At 71.5% G+C, this 18,871-nt stretch carries 12 protein-coding genes; 2 read left to right on the forward strand and 10 right to left on the reverse strand.

Translation table 11 applies throughout. The features are described 5' to 3' along the window. Nucleotides 1-306: 306 nt before the first annotated feature. The 9 genes from ACIP37_RS33785 to eccD form a co-directional block, all read right to left on the reverse strand. The gene (locus tag ACIP37_RS33785; protein WP_363586538.1) at nucleotides 307-1,992 is read right to left on the reverse strand and encodes a ribonuclease J; all 1,686 of its coding nucleotides are present in this window, start codon (nucleotides 1,990-1,992) and stop codon (nucleotides 307-309) included. A gap of 170 nt (nucleotides 1,993-2,162) precedes the next feature. Continuing rightward, on the reverse strand, nucleotides 2,163-3,062 hold the full coding sequence (dapA, locus tag ACIP37_RS33790) for a 4-hydroxy-tetrahydrodipicolinate synthase (protein WP_063347602.1): 900 nt from the start codon (nucleotides 3,060-3,062) through the stop codon (nucleotides 2,163-2,165). A 228-nt stretch (nucleotides 3,063-3,290) separates the two neighbouring features. Continuing rightward, nucleotides 3,291-4,022: an FAD-dependent thymidylate synthase gene (thyX, locus tag ACIP37_RS33795; protein ID WP_363586537.1), complete on the reverse strand. Its 732-nt coding sequence runs from the start codon at nucleotides 4,020-4,022 to the stop codon at nucleotides 3,291-3,293. After that, nucleotides 4,019-4,477 carry a hypothetical protein gene (locus tag ACIP37_RS33800; protein WP_400845102.1) on the reverse strand — a complete coding sequence of 153 codons (459 nt, stop codon included), beginning with the start codon at nucleotides 4,475-4,477 and terminating at the stop codon, nucleotides 4,019-4,021. Before ACIP37_RS33800 ends, thyX begins: the two co-directional genes overlap by 4 nt. A 7-nt stretch (nucleotides 4,478-4,484) precedes the next feature. Next, complete coding sequence (gene dapB / locus ACIP37_RS33805) at nucleotides 4,485-5,231, reverse strand: 4-hydroxy-tetrahydrodipicolinate reductase (RefSeq protein WP_063347605.1); 747 nt, start codon at nucleotides 5,229-5,231, stop codon at nucleotides 4,485-4,487. Nucleotides 5,232-5,245: 14 nt separating this feature from the next. Next, entirely contained in the window at nucleotides 5,246-6,598 is a 1,353-nt protein-coding gene (locus ACIP37_RS33810; RefSeq protein WP_350887436.1) for a pitrilysin family protein, read from the reverse strand. A gap of 114 nt (nucleotides 6,599-6,712) precedes the next feature. Next, nucleotides 6,713-8,920 carry a polyribonucleotide nucleotidyltransferase gene (locus ACIP37_RS33815; protein ID WP_363586535.1) on the reverse strand — a complete coding sequence of 736 codons (2,208 nt, stop codon included), beginning with the start codon at nucleotides 8,918-8,920 and terminating at the stop codon, nucleotides 6,713-6,715. Between the two features lie 456 nt (nucleotides 8,921-9,376). Then, on the reverse strand, nucleotides 9,377-9,667 hold the full coding sequence (gene rpsO, locus ACIP37_RS33820; protein ID WP_363586534.1) for a 30S ribosomal protein S15: 291 nt from the start codon (nucleotides 9,665-9,667) through the stop codon (nucleotides 9,377-9,379). Between the two features lie 209 nt (nucleotides 9,668-9,876). Next, on the reverse strand, nucleotides 9,877-11,334 hold the full coding sequence (eccD, locus tag ACIP37_RS33825; RefSeq protein WP_363586533.1) for a type VII secretion integral membrane protein EccD: 1,458 nt from the start codon (nucleotides 11,332-11,334) through the stop codon (nucleotides 9,877-9,879). A 367-nt stretch (nucleotides 11,335-11,701) separates the two neighbouring features. On the opposite strand from eccD, the gene eccCa reads away from it, so the two are divergent. Continuing rightward, nucleotides 11,702-15,646, forward strand: coding sequence for a type VII secretion protein EccCa (gene eccCa, locus ACIP37_RS33830; protein WP_400845105.1), 3,945 nt, complete (start codon nucleotides 11,702-11,704; stop codon nucleotides 15,644-15,646). Nucleotides 15,647-16,129: 483 nt separating this feature from the next. Then, nucleotides 16,130-17,542, forward strand: a complete 1,413-nt coding sequence (locus tag ACIP37_RS33835; protein WP_363632068.1) for an APC family permease — start codon at nucleotides 16,130-16,132, stop codon at nucleotides 17,540-17,542. Nucleotides 17,543-17,612: 70 nt separating this feature from the next. Here ACIP37_RS33835 and ACIP37_RS33840 read toward each other — a convergent pair whose 3' ends face one another. Then, on the reverse strand, nucleotides 17,613-18,851 hold the full coding sequence (locus ACIP37_RS33840) for a hypothetical protein (RefSeq protein ID WP_400845108.1): 1,239 nt from the start codon (nucleotides 18,849-18,851) through the stop codon (nucleotides 17,613-17,615). Between the last annotated feature and the right edge of the window lie 20 nt (nucleotides 18,852-18,871).

The raw sequence follows: 18,871 nt of genomic DNA on the forward strand, positions 1-18,871 counted from the left end.
TGGCACGCTGTTGAGTTCTCAAGGAACGGACACTTCCTTCGGACCGCCTTCCAGCGGGCCCTCCGGGCGCTTCGTTCTTTCGTGTTTCCAGCTTATCAGATGTTTTCCGCTCCGTTTTCCGGAGTTTCATTTACCTGATCGGCTTTCGCCTTTCGGCGCTCCCGAACTCTACCAGAGTTTCTCGGGCCGTTTTCCGCGGTCATTCTCGAATTCGCATTCGAGAGACTTCCTGCGGGGCCGTCCCGTGGGGCAACCCGGAGAACATTACGCACCGGGCTGCCCCACGTCAAACCAGCCGCCGGAGGCTCAGACCTCGACGACGACCGGCAGGATCATCGGCCGGCGGCGGTAGTTGTCCGCCACCCACTTGCCGACGGTCCGGCGGACCAGCTGCTGGACCAGGCGGGGCTCCAGCACGCCGTCGCTCGCCGAGCGGTCCAGGGCCTCCTGGAGCTTGGCGGCGACCGGCACGAACGCGTTGTCGTCGATGCCGGAGCCGCGGGCCTGGAAGGTCGGGCCGCCCACGATCTTGCCGTTGGTCGAGTCAACCGCGACGAAGACCGAGATGAAGCCCTCCTCGCCGAGGATCCTGCGGTCCTTGAGCGAGGCCTCGGTGATGTCGCCGACCGAGGCGCCGTCCACGTAGACGTACCCGGCCTGCACCTTGCCGACGATCCGGGCGACGCCCTTCTCCAGGTCGACGCAGACGCCGTCCTCGGCGATGACCACGCGGTTGCGCGGAATGCCGGTGGCGATGCCCAGGTCGGCGGCGGCCCGCAGGTGGCGCCACTCGCCGTGGACCGGCATCAGGTTGCGCGGCTTGCAGATGTTGAAGAAGTACAGCAGCTCGCCGGCCGAGGCGTGGCCGGAGACGTGCACCTTGGCGTTGCCCTTGTGCACGACCTTGGCGCCCCAGCGGGTGAGGCCGTTGATCACCCGGTAGACGGCGTTCTCGTTGCCCGGGATGAGCGACGAGGCCAGGACGACGGTGTCGCCCTCGACGATGCGGATCTGGTGGTCGCGGTTGGCCATCCGGGACAGCGCCGCCATCGGCTCGCCCTGGGAGCCGGTGCAGATCAGCACGACATCCTTGTCCGGCAGGTCGTCGAGCTGCTTGACGTCGACGACCATGTTGCCGGGGACCTTCAGGTAGCCGAGGTCGCGGGCGATGCCCATGTTGCGGACCATCGAGCGGCCGACGAAGGCGACCTTGCGCTTGTACTCGTGCGCGGCGTCCAGCACCTGCTGGATGCGGTGCACGTGGCTGGCGAAGGAGGCGACGATGATGCGCTTGTCGGCGTTCGCGAAGACGTTCCGCAGCGCGGCCGAGATGTCCCGCTCGGGCGGGATGAAGCCGGGGACCTCAGCGTTGGTGGAGTCCACCAGCAGCAGGTCCATGCCCTCTTCGGCCAGCTTGGCGAAGGTCGGCAGGTCGGTCAGGCGGCCGTCGAGCGGCAGCTGGTCCATCTTGAAGTCGCCGGTGGCCACGACCATGCCCGCAGGGGTGCGGACGGCGACCGCCAGGGCGTCCGGGATGGAGTGGTTGACCGCGATGAACTCGCAGTCGAAGGGACCGATGCGCTCGCGCTCGCCCTCCTTGACCTCCAGCACGTACGGCCGGATGCGGTGCTCGGCGAGCTTGGCCTCGATCAGGGCGAGGGTCAGCTTGGAGCCGATCAGCGGGATGTCCGGGTTCTCCCGCAGGAGGAACGGGACGGCGCCGATGTGGTCCTCGTGCCCGTGGGTGAGGACGATGCCGTCGATCTTGTCGAGGCGGTCCCGGATGTAGGTGAAGTCCGGGAGGATCAGGTCCACGCCGGGCTGCTCGTCCTCGGGGAAGAGGACGCCGCAGTCGACGATCAGGATGCGGCCCCCGTATTCGAAGACCGTCATGTTGCGGCCGATCTCGCCGAGACCGCCGAGCGGGGTGATGCGGAGGGCGCCCTCCTTCAGGGCCGGGGGTGCGCCGAGTTCGGGGTGCGGGTGACTCAAAAGACTCTCCTCACGACGCACGCCATATGCCCGGGGTCCTCCCCCTGAAGACATATGGCGTGCGTACTCAGTGTCGTTTTCCTACTGGGTCGGTGCTCTCGCGCCGTCGGTCCGGTCCAGCGGCGGGCCCGTGAGGGTCCGGCGAGCCGGGGCGCGCACGTCTTCGTCTGTTACAGGTGTACCCCGCCGGCGGCGAGATCCTTCGTCAATCGTGCGATCTCCTCGGGAGTCGCGCCGACCAGCGGCAGCCTCAGCGGGCCGGCCGGCAGTCCCTGGAGCTCCAGCGCGGCTTTGGCGAGGATGACACCCTGCGTGCGGAACATACCGCTGAACACCGGGAGCAGGCCCTGGTGGATCGCCGTGGCCTTGGCCACATCGCCGGCCAGGTACGCCTCGATCATCGCACGCAGTTCACCGGCCACGACGTGTCCGACGACGCTGACCACTCCGGCGGCTCCGACCGACAGCAGCGGCAGGTTGAGGATGTCGTCGCCGGAGTACCAGGCGAGGTCGGAGCGGGCGATGGCCCAGGCGGCCGCGCCGAGGTCGCCCTTGGCGTCCTTGTTGGCGACGATCCGCGGGTGCTCGCCGAGGCGGACCAGCGTCTCGTGGCTCAGCGCGACGCCGCTGCGGCCCGGGATGTCGTAGAGCATGACCGGCAGCCCGGTGGTGTCCGCGATGTGCACGGTGTGCCGGTACAGGCCCTCCTGCGGGGGCTTGCTGTAGTACGGCGTGACGACCAGCAGGCCGTGGGCTCCGGCGGCCTCCGCCTGTCGCGCCAGCTCGGCACTGTGGTGGGTGTCGTTGGTGCCGACGCCGGCCACCACGTGGGCGCGATCCCCGACCGCCTCCACCACGGCGCGGACGAGCTGGGCCTTCTCGGCGTCGCTGGTGGTCGGGGACTCACCGGTGGTGCCGTTGACGACGAGGCCGTCGTTGCCGGAGTCCACGAGGTGCGTGGCGAGGCGCTGGGCGCCGTCGAGGTCGAGTCCGCCGTCGGCGGTGAACGGGGTGACCATCGCGGTCAGGACCCGGCCGAACGGCGTCTGGGGGGTGGAGGTCGGAGCCATGCGTCCAAAGCTACTCGTAGGCGGTGGGGCGGTACCCACACCGGTCCAGTGTTCGGACAGGGGCATACCACGCGAAGCGGCGGAAACAGGCGGTGACATGGGATTCCGGTGCTGCCCGCTCGGGGGTTCGGGCAGCACCGGAATCCGTGTTCATGAATGTAGGGAGCGGCTAGAAAAGCCGCAATCCAGACATGCGTGACACTCCGCCCATATGCCTATCGTCCCAGGTCAGGGAGCGACCCGGCCGTGCTTCTCGAAGGCCGCATGGGTGAGCGGCATGAGCCGCGCCCACTCCTGCTCCATCTGCTCGGCGACCATCTCGATCTCGCGCTGCGGGAAGGACGGCACCGCCGAGTGCTCCCGCTTGGTCCGCAGCGACAGGAAGTGCATCAGCGAACGGGAGTTGCAGGTCGCGTACATCGAGGAGAACAGGCCGACCGGCAGCACCGCCCGGGCCACCTCGCGGGCCACGCCGGCCGCCAGCATCTCCTGGTAGCGCGCGTAGGACTCGCGGTACGCGGCCTCCATCGCCTCGGTGGTGGTCCTGTGCTGCTCGGGGGTGCCGTCGACGAACTCGTAGCGGCCCGGGCGGCCCTGCTGGACGAGCTTGCGCTCCTCCGCCGGGACGTAGAAGACCGGCTGCAGCTCGCGGTAGCGGCCGGACTCCTCGTTGTAGGACCAGCCGCTGCGGTGCCGGTGGAACTCCCGGAACACGAAGATCGGCGCGCTGATGAAGAAGGTCATCGAGTTGTGCTCGAAGGGGGTGCCGTGCCGGTCCCGCATCAGGAAGTTGATCAGGCCCTTGGACTTCTCCGGGTCCTGCTGGACCGCCTCCAGGGACTGCTCCCCCGCGGTCGAGACGCGGGCCGCCCAGATGACGTCCGAGTCGGCGGCCGCGCTGCGGACCAGCTCGACCGTGACGTCGCTGCGGAAGCTGGGGGCCGTCGGTTGGTCGCTCACGCGTTGCTCCTTGCGGGTTCGGTGCTGTGCAGCTTGATGGCGTGCTGCATGGTCTTGCGGGCGCGCGGGGTGTCGCCGGCGTCGGCGTACGCCACCGCGAGGCGGAACCAGACCCGCCAGTCGGCCGGCGCGGCCTCCGCCTCGGTCTGTCGGCGGGCGAACACCGCGTCGGCCGAGGCCCGGTCGATCCGCCCGCCGGTGGTGCGCTGGAGCTCGTCCACCGGCAGGCCGCCCTCGGCCTCCAGCTCCCGGGCGAGCTGCTCGCTGGCCCGGCCGAACCGGACGGTCTGGCGCAGGAACCAGACGCCGATCACCGGGATGACGAAGGCGCACAGGCCGATGCCGATGCCGAGCGGCTTACCGGTGGCGACCAGTTGGACGCCCTCCCCGACGCAGAGGAGGGCGACCAGCAGCAGCACGCCGGACAGGACGAGGAATCCGGTACGGGACGTCATGCCGGGCTCACAGGTCCAGGAAGTGTTCGAGGCCCAGGGTGAGCCCCGGCGTCTCCACGACCTTGCGCACACCGAGCAGGATGCCCGGCATGAAGCTGCTGTGGTGCAGCGAGTCGTGCCGGATGGTGAGCGTCTCACCGGTGTCGCCGAACATCACCTGCTGGTGGGCGAGCAGCCCGCGCAGCCGGACGGCGTGCACCGGCACCCCGTCCACGTCGGCGCCGCGGGCACCGGGCAGGCTGTGGGTGGTCGGGTCCTGCTGCTGCGGGCGGCCGGCCTCGGCGCGGGCCGCCGCGATCAGCTGCGCAGTACGGGTGGCGGTGCCGCTGGGGGCGTCGGCCTTGCGGTCGTGGTGCAGCTCGACCACCTCGACCGACTCGAAGTACTTCGCCGCGGTCTGGGCGAACTTCATGCCGAGCACCGCGCCGATGGAGAAGTTCGGCGCGATCAGCAGGCCCAGCTCGGGGGCCTGGTCGAGCCAGCCGCGGACGGTGGCCAGCCGCTCGTCCGTCCAGCCGGTGGTCCCGGTGACCACGTGGATGCCGTGGTGCAGGCAGTAGTCGAGGTTGCCCATCACCGAGTCCGGGTGGGTGAGCTCGACGGCGACCTGGACGCCGGCCTCGGTCAGCTCCGCCGGCTCGGACCCGCGGCCCAGGGTGGCCACCAGTTCGAGGTCCGGCGCGGCCTCGACGGCCTTGACCGCCTCGGAGCCGATCCGACCGTTGGCACCGATCACGGCGACACGCAGCGTCATAGCGAAATGTCCTCTCACACCAGCAGATCGGCGAGCTTGGCGGCCCGCTTGTCGTTGACCGGTCCGATCAGCGCCAGCGACGGCCGGTACGCGCCCAGCACATCACGGGCCACCGCGTGGACGTCGTCCAGGGTCACGGCCGCGATCCGCGCCAGCATCTCGTCCACCGACAGGTGGTGTCCGTAGCTCAACTCGGCCTTGCCGATCCGGTTCATCAGCGAGCCGGTGTCCTCCATGCCCAGCACGGTGGAGCCGGAGATCTGGCCGATCGCGCGCCGCAGCTCCTCCTCGGTGATGCCCTCGGCGACCACCTTGGCCAGCTCCGCGCGGCAGATCCGCAGCACCTCCTCGACCCGCTTGGGCTGGCAGCCGGCGTAGATGCCGAACAGGCCGCTGTCCGCGTAGGACGAGGAGTACGAGTACACCGAGTACGCCAGGCCCCGCTTCTCCCGCACCTCCTGGAACAGCCGGGAGCTCATCCCGCCGCCGAGGGCCGCGTTGAGCACGCCCATCGCCCAGCGGCGCTCGTCGTGCCGAGGCACCCCGGGCACGCCCAGCACCAGGTGGGCCTGCTCGGTGGAGCGGTTGAGCACCTCGACCCGGCCGGCCGTGCGCAGCGCCTTGACGCCGCGGCGGGCCTCGGCGGGGGCCGCGTCGGAGCGGGCCAGTACCGCCGCGAAGGCCTGCTCGACCTGCTTGACCACCGTGTGGTGGTCGAGGTTGCCGGCGGCCGAGACGACCAGGTTCTCGGGCCGGTAGCGGCGGCGGTAGAAGCCGGCGATCTGCTCCCGGGTGAGCACCTTGATGGTCTCCTGGGTGCCCAGGATGGGGCGGCCGAGCGGGCCGCTGCCGAAGATCACCTTGGCGAACAGGTCGTGCACCACGTCGCCCGGGTCGTCCTCGGCCATCGCCATCTCCTCGAGGATGACGCCGCGCTCGGCGTCGACGTCCTCGGAGCGGATCAGCGAGCCGGTGACCATGTCGCAGACCACGTCGATGGCCAGCGGCAGGTCGGTGTCCAGGACCCGGGCGTAGTAGCAGGTGTTCTCCTTCGCGGTGAAGGCGTTCATCTCACCGCCGACCGCGTCCAGGGCAGCCGAGATGTCCAGCGCGCTGCGCCGCGCGGTGCCCTTGAAGAGCAGGTGCTCCAGGTAGTGGGTGGCGCCGTTGAGCTGCGGGGTCTCGTCCCGCGAGCCGACGCCGACCCAGATGCCGAAGGTGGCTGAGCGCACCGTCGGCAGGGTCTCGGTGACGACCCGAAGGCCGCCGGGGAGGACGGTGCGGCGCACCGTGCCGGCGCCGTCGGCGCCCTTGAGCAGGGTCCGGGTGGAGCCGGGGCGCTGCTTCGCCGCCGGGGCCTGAGCCACGGGGGGTACCTCCAGAGGAAACACGCGTGGGAACGCATGGACGAACGCGGGGGCAACAGGGTGCGGCCCGCACGCCGGGAGGCGTACGGGCCGCAAGGGTCAGCTAGCGGCGCTTCACTCGGAAGCGGTCTCGCCGGCTTCCTCGCCCTCGACGACGGGGATGAGGGAGAGCTTGCCGCGCGGGTCGATCTCGGCGATCTCGACCTGCACCTTGGCGCCGACACCGAGGACGTCCTCGACGTTCTCGACGCGCTTGCCGCCGGCCAGCTTGCGGATCTGCGAGATGTGCAGCAGGCCGTCCTTGCCCGGCATGAGCGAGACGAACGCGCCGAACGTCGTGGTCTTCACCACGGTGCCCAGGTAGCGCTCGCCGACCTCCGGCATGGTCGGGTTGGCGATCTGGTTGATCGTGGTGCGGGCGGCCTCGGCGGCCGGTCCGTCGGCGGCACCGATGTAGATGGTGCCGTCGTCCTCGATCGTGATCTCGGCGCCGGTGTCCTCCTGGATCTGGTTGATCATCTTGCCCTTGGGGCCGATGACCTCACCGATCTTGTCCACCGGGATCTTGATGGTGATGATCCGCGGGGCGTTCGGGGACATCTCGTCCGGCGTGTCGATGGCCTCGTTCATCACGTCGAGGATGTGCAGACGCGCGTCCTTGGCCTGCTTCAGCGCGGCGGCCAGCACCGACGCCGGGATGCCGTTGAGCTTGGTGTCCAGCTGCAGGGCGGTGATGAAGTTGCGGGTACCGGCGACCTTGAAGTCCATGTCGCCGTACGCGTCCTCGGCACCGAGGATGTCGGTCAGCGCGACGTAGTGGGTCTCGCCGTCGATCTCCTGGGAGATCAGGCCCATGGCGATACCGGCGACGGCGGCCTTCAGCGGCACACCGGCGTTCAGCAGCGACATGGTGGAGGCGCAGACCGAGCCCATCGAGGTGGAGCCGTTGGAGCTCAGCGCCTCGGAGACCTGGCGGATGGCGTACGGGAACTCCTCGCGCGAGGGCAGCACGGGGATGATCGCCCGCTCCGCCAGCGCGCCGTGGCCGATCTCGCGGCGCTTGGGCGCACCCACGCGGCCGGTCTCGCCGACCGAGTACGGCGGGAAGTTGTAGTTGTGCATGTAGCGGCGGCGCGTCTCCGGGGAGAGCGTGTCCAACTGCTGCTCCATGCGCAGCATGTTGAGGGTGGTGACGCCCAGGATCTGGGTCTCGCCACGCTCGAACAGGGCCGAGCCGTGCACGCGCGGGATGGCCTCGACCTCGGCGGCCAGGGTGCGGATGTCGGTGACACCGCGGCCGTCGATGCGGACCTTGTCCTTGATGACGCGCTCGCGGACGACCTTCTTGGTCAGCGCGTTGTAGGCGGCGCTGATCTCCTTCTCGCGGCCCTCGAACTCGGGGAGCAGCTTCTCGGCGGCCAGCGCCTTGACGCGGTCCAGCTCGTTGTTGCGCTCCTGCTTGCCCGGGATGGTGAGGGCCTGGGCGAGCTCGTCCTTGACGGCGGCGGTCAGCGCGGCGAGGACGTCGTCCTGGTAGTCCAGGAAGACCGGGAACACGCCGGTCGGCTTGGCGGCCTGGGCGGCGAGCTGCGACTGGGCGGCGCACAGCACCTTGATGAACGGCTTGGCGGCGTCCAGACCGGCGGCGACGACGTCCTCGGTCGGCGCCTCGGCGCCGCCCTCGACCAGCTTGATGGTCTTGTCGGTGGCCTCGGCCTCGACCATCATGATCGCGACGTCGCCGTCCGGCAGGACGCGACCGGCGACGACCATGTCGAAGACGGCCGACTCCAGCTCGCTGTGGGTCGGGAAGGCCACCCACTGGCCGTTGATCAGCGCGACGCGGACGCCGCCGATCGGGCCGGAGAACGGCAGGCCCGCCAGCTGGGTGGAGGCGGAGGCGGCGTTGATGGCCACCACGTCGTACAGGTGGTCGGGGTTGAGCGCCATGACGGTGCAGACGACCTGGACCTCGTTGCGCAGGCCCTTGACGAAGGACGGGCGCAGCGGGCGGTCGATCAGGCGGCAGGTGAGGATCGCGTCCTCGGAGGGCCGGCCCTCACGACGGAAGAACGAGCCGGGGATGCGGCCCGCGGCGTACATGCGCTCCTCGACGTCCACGGTCAGCGGGAAGAAGTCGAAGTGCTCCTTCGGCTGCTTGGACGCGCTGGTGGCCGACAGCACCATGGTGTCGTCGTCCAGGTAGGCCACGGCGGAGCCGGCGGCCTGACGGGCCAGACGGCCGGTCTCGAAGCGGATGGTACGGGTGCCGAAGGAACCGTTGTCGATCACGGCCTCGGCGTAGAACACGTTCTCTTCCACCTGGAAGATCTCCTCTTTCGTACGTCTCCGGGAGAGCGTCCCCGCGCTGCCTGCCGGCTGGCCCTGGCCCTCCTGGCAAGGAGGACGGCAGTCGGGCCGGTCTTCGATCGAAGCCTCCGGGGTGCTCCGCTCGGTCTGCGGGGCTTCCGGGGGCCACTACCGAGGACCGGCGCCTCACGGCTGCCGGGCCGGGACGGGCGGTCCGCGTCTGGACGCTCTCTCGGATGCGGGCGGCTTCCGTTTGAAGCCTTCGGCCCGCGGGGGGTTCGGGTTCGTCTGCCCGGGTGGCGCGCTGGTGCGCCATCACCGGGCATGCCCACAACCCTACGGTGCAATCCTCGGCCACCTGGGGAGGTACGCGCGAGTTGTTATGTCCGGGCGCCGCGGCTCGGGGTGTCCGCGGCATACGCGCGAGGGGCGGCTCCCCGGTGTGGGGAGCCGCCCCGAGCGGCGGTCTTAGCGGGCGCCACCGGCGGCACCGCGGCGGATGCCCAGGCGGTCGACGAGCGTACGGAAGCGCTCGATGTCCTTCTTGGCCAGGTACTGCAGCAGGCGGCGGCGCTGGCCGACCAGGATCAGCAGGCCACGACGCGAGTGGTGGTCGTGCTTGTGGATCTTGAGGTGCTCGGTCAGGTCCGCGATGCGGCGGGAGAGCATGGCCACCTGGACCTCGGGGGAACCGGTGTCGCCCTCCTTCTGGCCGAACTCGGCGAAGATCTGCTTCTTGACGTCAGAGGCGAGAGCCACTGCAACTCCTTCAGGGTGTACCGAGCGGTCCTGGTCGACAACACAGGACTCATGAGGACTCGGTGTCGTGACGGAGCGCGGCCGGCGGTCTGCGACCCACCGGAGGCGGACACACGGCTGCGCTCGAAGGCCAAGGGTACCAGTGCCGCCCACCCGGCCGGTCGGCGGGCCGGACGGGCCGAACGGGGCGGGCGGCACGGGCCGGCCGGTCAGCTGGTGGCGCCGCGGACCAGCCGGTAGACGTCCAGGACGGCGAGCGCCAGCGGGACGAGGGAGATCAGGGTCAGGCTGTCGACCAGGTCCAGGATGCGCCCCCAGAACGGGGAGACGCCGAGCCGGGGCACCACCAGCGCGATCGCGGCGAGCAGCGCCGCGCCGAACGCGATGGAGGCGGCCAGCCAGACGGTGCGCAGGTCGACCTCGGCGGAACTGGCAGCGCGCAGGATGAACTGCGGGGTGTGCAGGGACAGGCCGATGATCAGCAGGGCCAGACCGAGCAGCCCGGCGATGGTGAGGCTGAAGACCTGCGCGGTGTAGCGGAACAGCCGGGCGCGCAGCATCGTGGCCAGGCCCAGGGCGAGCGCGAGCAGCTCGGGGAACGTCCGGTCGGTGAAGCCGAGGACGGCGCAGGAGCCGACCACGACCGCGGCGCAGCCGCCGACCAGGCCGACCAGGACCTCGTGGCCGCGGCGGGCCTGGTGGGCGATCCGCTCGTACTGGACGGCCTCGGCGCGCTCGGCCTCCTCGTCGTAGTCGCGGCTGCGGGTGCGGGTCTGGCCCGGGGCGCTGAAGCCGACGGGCAGCCGGGCGAAGCGGGCGGAGAGGCCGGGCAGGAAGCCGACGGCCGCGACGGCGGTGATGCCGGTGACGGCGGCGATGTGCCCGGCGGGGGTGTCCGGCAGCAGGACGGCGGCGAAGGTGGCGAGCGCGCCGGCGGCGGCGACCAGGGCGGCGGCGACGAACACCGCGTCCTTCTCGGGGAGCAGTCCCACCAGCAGCACGGCGACCACCAGCACGGCGACGCAGCCGGCCAGGAACTGGAGCCGGCCGGGGCCGTCCCACGGGTGGGCGACGGCGAGGACGCCGCTGCCGCCGATCATGGCGTGCGGCAGGGCGCCGAGGCCGAGCGCGAGGGCGGCGTGGGCGTCCTGGTAGACCCGGGCGCGGACGCCGGCCAGCGCGGTGAGGACGACGGCGGTGACGCCGGCCAGGACGCCGGGCAGGCCGTGCATGTCGTGGCGCAGGTCGGCGAACCAGAGCGCGAAGCCGAGCAGGACGAGCAGCAGCGCGGCGCCGATCAGGCCGAAGGCCCGCATGAGTTCGGCGCTCCAGAGTCGGCGGTCGGTCTCGACGGCGCTGGCGATCGCGTCGGCGACGTCGTCGTAGACGGCCGGCGGGAGGGACTCGGCGAAGGGGCGCAGCGCGAGCAGGTCGCCGTCGCGGACCTGCTGGGCGGCGAGCGGCAGGCCGCTGTCGAGGACGGTGCCGTCGCGGCGCACCAGGTGGAAACCGGTGGGCGCGCCGTCGGGCTGGCTCTGGTTGGCCAGGCGCAGCACCTCGGGGTAGACGTCCGCGAGCGGGACGTCCTCGGGCAGGGCGACGTCGATCCGGCGGTCCGGGGCGACGACGGTGACCCGGCAGTAGCCGGTCGCGGTGGTGTCGCTCATCGCCGCACCTCGGTCCTTCGACGCACTGGGCGCTCCCCCTTGTTGACGGTGCCGCGGCACGGCGGCGCTCGGTGTGGCAGTGGAACCGGCCCGACCGGGCCGCGAGTTGGCGCGGCGTTACCCTACCCGCTCGGTTCGTGCCCGGCCCCGGTGCGGGCCGGGCCCCCGGCGGGGGGTGCGGACGCGGGCCTGGCGGGCGGTGCGGGGGCGACCGTTAGGATCGGCCCCTGCGCGCGGTACGGGGGGCGGCGCCGTGTGGTGCGTCCTCGCCCTGGTGAAACCCGTACGAGCCGTACGAGTCGTACGAGTCCAGTTGCGTGAGGGCTGATGCCGAAGTGATCGATCGACGCCGCGGGGTGGATGACACATGGGTGTGATCACGGTCAAGCGCCCGGGCCGGGCCTATCCGCCGGCGGTGCCGGACGAGCCGGTGGAGCTGGTGACCCCGCCCGAACTGCCCCGGCAGGGCGGCGAGGACTGGCTGATGAGCATCCTCCCGATGCTCGGCATGGGCGGCTCGGCGGTGTTCTTCTTCGCGCCGGGCGCGGCGGCCCCGATGAAGATCATGGGCGGTCTGATGGTCGCCTCGACGGTCGGCATGGTGCTGGCGCAGATCGTGCGGGCCCGCAAGGGCGGTTCGACCGCGATGGCGGACGAGCGGCGCGACTACCTCAAGTACCTGCAGCAGATGCGCCGCCAGGTGCGCCGCACGGCGGAGCGCCAGCGCGGCGCGCTGCTGTTCCTGAACCCGGCGCCGGACCAGCTGTGGTCGATCGTGGCGGACGGCCGGCGGCTGTGGGAGCGCCGCACCGGGGACAGCGACTTCGCGCAGATCCGGGTGGGCCTGGGCCCGGTTCAGCTGTCGACGCCGCTGGTGGCGCCGCAGACCGCGCCGATGGACGAGCTGGAGCCGCTGTCGGCGGCCGCGATGCACTCCTTCCTGAAGGCCCACGGCACCTTGCAGGACCTGCCGCTGGCGGTGTCGCTGCGCGCCTTCTACCACGTCACGGTGTGCGGGGACGCGGACTCGGTGTACGGCAACGTGCGCGCGATGATCGCCCAGTTGACCACCCTGCACTCGCCGGACGACCTGCTGGTCGCGGTGGCCGCGGCGCCGGGCGCGGCGGAGGAGTGGGAGTGGACCAAGTGGCTCCCGCACAACCAGCACCGCAAGGAGGCCGACGGCGCGGGCTCGCGCCGGCTGATCGCCACCGACCTGGGCGAGCTGGAGTTCCTGTTGCAGGACGAGCTGGCCGGCCGCCAGCGGTTCGTGCGGGACGCGGCGCCCGCGCCGGACCAGCCGCACCTGGTGGTGGTGATGGACGGCGCCGGGGTGCCGCCGAACTCGCTGCTGGCGAGCCCCGAGGGCGTGCAGGGGGTGACCGTCATCGAGGTGGTGCCGGGCGACCTGGACGAGCCGAGCGGGCACCTGATGGTGACGGTGAGCCCGCAGGAGCTGGTGCTGCGCTCGGCCTCCGGGGCGACGTACACCGGCACGCCGGACCTGCTCTCGGTCTGGCAGTCCGAGGCGCTGGCGCGGCAGTTGGCGCCGTACCGGCTCTCGGCCGGCGGGGACGACGAGCCGCTGCTGTCGAACCTGGACTTCACCGACCTGATGAACTCGGGCGACCCGGGCTCCTTCGACGTGACGCGCAGCTGGCGCCCGCGCGCCCAGCACGAGCGGATGCGGGTGCCGATCGGGGTCGGCGCGAACGGCGAGCACGTCTACCTGGACATCAAGGAGGCCGCGCTGGAGGGCATGGGCCCGCACGGCCTGTGCGTGGGCGCGACCGGCTCCGGCAAGTCGGAGCTGCTGCGCACCCTGGTGCTGGCGCTGGCGATGACGCACTCCTCGGAGATCCTGAACTTCGTCCTCGCCGACTTCAAGGGCGGCGCGACCTTCTCCGGCATGGCGGACATGCCGCACACCTCCGCGGTGATCACCAACCTGGAGGGCGAACTCACCCTGGTCGACCGCATGCGGGACGCGATCGAGGGCGAACTGCACCGCCGCCAGGAGCTGCTGCGCTCGGCGGGCAACTACGCCAACATCCACGAGTACGAGCGGGCCCGGGCGGCCGGCGCGGCGCTGGACCCGCTGCCCTCGCTGGTGCTGATCATCGACGAGTTCTCCGAACTCCTCACCGCCAAGCCGGACTTCATCGAGATGTTCATCCAGATCGGCCGGATCGGCCGGTCGCTGGGGGTGCACCTGCTGCTGGCCTCGCAACGCCTGGAGGAGGGCAAGCTGCGCGGCCTGGACACCTACCTCTCCTACCGGATCGGTCTGCGCACCTTCTCGGCGGCCGAGTCGCGGGCGGCGATCGGGGTGCCGGACGCCTACCACCTGCCGCCGGTGCCGGGCGTCGGGTACCTCAAGTTCGGCGAGGACGTGATGGACCGGTTCAAGGCCGCGTACGTCTCGGGGCCCTACCGGGCGCCGGGGCAGCAGCGGTCGACCGGCGGGCGGCGGGTGAACGCCCGCCCGGTGCTGTTCACCGCGGCCCGGGTGGAGCCGCCGGAGCCGGCGGTGGAGGAGGAGGCGCCGCTCGCCCCGGAGCAGGACGACGCGCTGGTCGACACCGTGCTGGACGTGTTCGTGCAGCGGATGACGGGCCAGGGCCCGGCCGCGCACCAGGTGTGGCTGCCGCCGCTGGAGGAGGCGCCGAGCATGGACCACCTGCTGCCGCCGCTCCAGGTGGTGCCGGAGCGCGGGCTGACCGCGCCCGGCTTCCCGGCGGGCCGGCTGCGGGTGCCGATCGGCATCGTGGACAAGCCGCGCGAGCAGAAGACCGACGTCCTGGAGGTCGACTACGCGGGGGCGGCCGGCCACGGCCTGGTCGTGGGCGGCCCGCGCTCGGGCAAGTCGACGGTGGTGCGCACCACGGTGGCCTCGTTCGCGCTCACCCACACCCCGCGGGAGGTGCAGTTCTACCTGCTGGACTTCGGCGCGGGCAGCTTCCAGTCGCTGGCCGGGCTGCCGCACGTCGGCGGGGTGGCCGGGCGCCTGGACGTCGACAAGGTGCGCCGGATGGTCTCCGAGGTGCACGGGGTGCTGAACCGGCGCGAGGAGCTGTTCCGGGCCGCCGGGATCGACACCATCGGCACCTACCGGGCCCGCCGGGCGGCCGGGCAGCTGCCGGACGAGGCGTTCGGCGACGTGTTCCTGGTGATCGACGGCTGGAACACCTTCAAGCAGGAGTTCGAGGTGCTGGAGCCGGTGATCGGCGACATCGCCCAGCGCGGCCTCGGCTACGGCGTCCACCTGGTCATCACCGCGGCCCGGTACGCGGAGGTGCGCCCGGCGCTGAAGGACCTGCTGCAGAACCGGACCGAGCTGAAGCTCGGCGACCCGATGGAGTCCGAGGTGGACCGCCGGGTGGCGCAGAACGTCCCGCCGCTGGCCGGGCGCGGCATCACCCCGGAGCGGCTGCACTTCCTGTCCGGCCTGCCGCGGCTGGACGGCTCCTGCGCGGTGGACGACCTCCAGCACGGGGTGGCCGGCCTGGTCGCCGCCGTCGACGGGGCCTGGACCGGGCCGCGCGCGCCGCAGGTGCGGATGCTGCCGGCCGTCCTGGACGGGAACTCGCTGCCGAAGGGCTTCGAGCGCCCGGAGCGCGGGATCGCCTTCGGCGTGGACGAGGCCGAGCTGGCACCGGCCTTCGTGAACTTCGAGACCGACCCGCTGTTCATCGTCTTCGGCGACACCGAGTCGGGGAAGTCGGCGCTGCTGCGGATGCTGGTCAAGCAGATCACCGAGCGGTACACCCCGGACCAGGCGGGCATCGTGGTCGGCGACTACCGGCGCGCGCTGCTGGGCGCCGTGCCGCCGGAGTACCTGGTGGAGTACGCGGCCGCGCAGCCGGCCATGGCGGCCATCGTGGACATGCTGCGCGGGGCCTGCGCGCGCCGCCTGCCCGGCCCGGACGTCACCGCCGAGCAGCTGCGCAACCGCAGCTGGTACAGCGGCAAGGACATGTTCGTGATCGTGGACGACTACGAGCTGGTCGCGACGAGTTCGGGCAACCCGCTGGCGCCGCTGGCGGAGTTCCTGCCGTTCGCCCGGGACATCGGCCTGCGGGTGATCGTGGCCCGCAGCGCGGGCGGCGCCGGCCGCTCGCTGTACGAGCCGGTGCTGCAGCGGATGCGCGAGCTGGGCGGGCAGGGCGTGATCCTCTCCGGCAACCGGGACGAGGGCGCGCTGCTGGGGACGGTCAAGCCGATGCCGCTGCCGCCGGGGCGCGGGGTGTACGTGTCGCGCCGGGCGACCGGCGGGCAGATGGTCCAGACGGGCTGGCTGCCGCTGGTGTGACGGCACCGGCGCACCGCGCCGGCGGCTACGGACGGTGATCGAGGGGTCGGGCTCGCGGGAGCCCGGCCCCTTTCGCGTCCCAGGTGTCGAAACGTTACCTAGATCTTTCCGGCGCGGGGCTGCGGTTCCCGCACCCCGCCCGGGGGTTGCGGCCGCACAGGGGGGGCGCCTGGGCGTATCGCCGTCCGACTCCACGGACACCTTTGAAAGGTGGCTTGCAACACTCTGTTCACCTTGGATTCAGTTGCAATGTGGCAGAGGTAACAAGTCGGGCAAAGCTCGCAATGACCGTACGTGATCATCGGATCGCATGTCTATGCCCTTCCGCGCAACGGATTCCGAAGCATTTCGGCCATTGACGCAATCAATACGCCCAGGTTCCATTGCGACCCAGGAGCGACCCCACCAGAACCCCGAGCAGACAGCCAGCGGAGGCGATACCGCTCCCACCCACAGGACCGCACAGAGCCGATCGGAAGCCACATGACCGACACGCTTCGCCCGCCACGCGCCGCGACCCCCGCGACGGCCGACACCGCCGCCGCCGCCGCGCCCCAGCAACTCAAGCGCTCGATCGGCGTGGTGGGCGGCACCCTGCTCACACTGTCCTGCGTCACCCCGGCCTCCACGCTCTTCGTGATCGTCCCGGAGCTGTTCTCCAGCATCGGCAGCGCCACCGCCCTGGCCATCGCCATCGGCACCGTGCTGTGCGTCGCCGTCGCGTTCTGCTACTCCGAGCTCGGCACCCTGATCCCCAGCGCCGGCGGCGAGTACGCGATGGTCGGCACCCTCGCCGGGCGGCTGGCCGGCTGGCTGGTCTTCGTGCTCTCGCTGATCGTCGTGATGATCGTCCCCTCGGTCATCGCCCTCGGCACCGCCGACTACCTCGCCCCCGTGCTGCACCTCGACAAGGCCATGACCGGCGCCGCCGTGATGCTCGCCGCCACCCTGGCCGGCCTGCTCGACCTGCGCGCCAACGCCTGGATCACCGGCGTCTTCCTGGTGCTGGAGGTCATCGCGGCCGGCGTCGTCTCGGTGCTCGGGTTCTCCCACGCCAACGGCGACGCCCCCAGCCTGCTGCACGGCGTGGTCACCGGGGACGGCGGCGCCACCACCACGGTGAGCATCGGCGCCATCGTCGGCGCGCTCGGCATCGCCCTGTTCATCACCCAGGGCTTCTCCACCGCCGTCTACCTCTCCGAGGAGCTGGAGAACCCCCGCCGCAACGTCTCGCGCACCGTGCTGTGGACGCTCGGCATCTCCTCCGCCGTCATCCTGGTCCCGGTCGTCGCCATCACCATGGGCGCCCCCGACCTCCAGACCCTGAGCTCCGGCGACATCTCCGGCATGGTCACCGCCTGGAGCAACTCCGCGGTCGGCACCTTCATCAGCCTCTGCGTCGCGCTGGCGATCATCAACGCCGGCATCGTCATGGTCATCCAGAACTCCCGGGTCCTGTTCGCCTCCGCCCGTGACAAGGCCTGGCCCGAGCCGGTCAACAAGGCCTTCGGCACCCTCGGCCGGTTCGGCTCCCCGTGGGTCGCCACCCTGGCCGTCGGCCTGCCCGGCGCCGCGCTCTGCTTCGTCAAGGGCGCACTGCTCAGCAACATCACCGGCGTCGCCGTCACCGGGATGTACCTGCTGGTCGCGATCGCCGCGCTGCTCTCCCGCCGCGCCCACCACAAGCACGCCGCCGCCTGGCGGATGCCGCTGTGGCCGGCCGTCCCGGTGGTGCTGATCGCCGTCCTCGTCTACGTGATGACCCAGCTGGACACCGAGCCCCTGCTGTGGACCGGCGGCATCACCGCCGCCGCCACCCTCTACTGGCTGTTCTACCTGCGCCCCCGCCAGGACACCCGCTGGGTGATCAGCCTCCCCGAGGACCAGCAGCCCTGACCCCCACCCCTCCCCCACACGGCAGTGCCCCGGGCTCCCCCTCGCCCGGGGCACTGCCACGTCCGCACCGCTACTTCTTCAGCTTCCACACCGGCGCGGTGGCGATCGCCTTCAGCTGGTCGTTGCTCAGCGCCGGGGTGCCGCGGGTCGCCGGGGTCTGCTGGGTGCCGCTGTTGAACGCGCTGATCACCACCCGCAGGCCGTCCGCGTGCAGGGTGTCGACGGTCCACATGCCCGGGTTGGAGCCCCGCTTGCCGACCACCACCCTGGTGCCGTCCGGCTGTGCCCGGGCACTGCCGAACAGCTCCTCCTTGGTCTTGTCGTCGCGGGACCAGTCCTGCACGTTGATCTCCACCATGGACTTGCCCTTGCCGTCGTCGACCACGAAGTCCGCGTAGCCAGGCTGTCCCCCGGTCTCCGTCTCGGTCAGCCCGGACGGCAGCAGCTTGGCGACAATCGCCAGGATCTCGTCCTTGCCGTACTCCTTGCCGTTGTCCGGCCCCGGCTCCGGCCGCGGCTCGGGGAACTTGGCGATGATCCCGTCCCAGGCCTTGTCGGTGACGACCGCCCTCAGCTGCTCCGGCGACAGCGGCGGCGTCCGACGGCTGTCCGGTGCGCCCTTCTCCGCCTCGGCGTTCCACTCCGTCAGCTCGATCACGCGGCCGTCGGCGCCGCCCAGCCAGGCGGACCACCTCTTGGTGCCGGCCTGCTTGTTCGGGTACTCGTAGCCCTGGAACAGGGTCAGCTTGCCGCCGCCCGGCAGGCCCGCGCTGGTGCAGGCGTCGTACGGGACGAGCTTCCGGTCCGGGCAGCCGTTCTCCGTCAGGACCGGGCTACCGGCCCCGACCCGGTTGACCGAGACCGCCATCGCGGCCCTGCCCCGACCGTCGTCGAAGACCAGCGTGCCGCCCTGGCGTTGGCCGGCGTTCTCGTCGCTGGTCCGGCCGCCCGGCAGCAGGCCCCGCAGGGTGGCCAGCACCTCCTCGCCGGTGACCTCGCCCGGCTCCGCGGAGGAGGCCGCCGCGACCGGGGCCGCCGAGCCGCCCCCGCTGCCGCCGGCGGTGCTCGGGGCGGCCGCGGGCACCGCACTCGGGCGCGGCGAGGAGCCGGTGAGGTACACCGCGCCGGTCCCCACCAGGGCCAGCGCGGCCGCGCCGCCCACCACCGCGGCGGTCGAGCGGCGGCGCCAGCGTCGGCGTCCGCGCTGGTACCCGCCCGCGAGCAGGTCGGACGGCTCGGTGCGGAAGCCCTCGCCCGTACGGGTGAGGGCGTAGAGAAGATCGTCATCGAACTTGTCCGGTTCGGACATGGGTGGTCACCGTCTCCTTG

Origin of the sequence: Kitasatospora sp. NPDC088861, assembly GCF_044750105.1 — a bacterium.
Lineage (GTDB): Bacteria > Actinomycetota > Actinomycetes > Streptomycetales > Streptomycetaceae > Kitasatospora.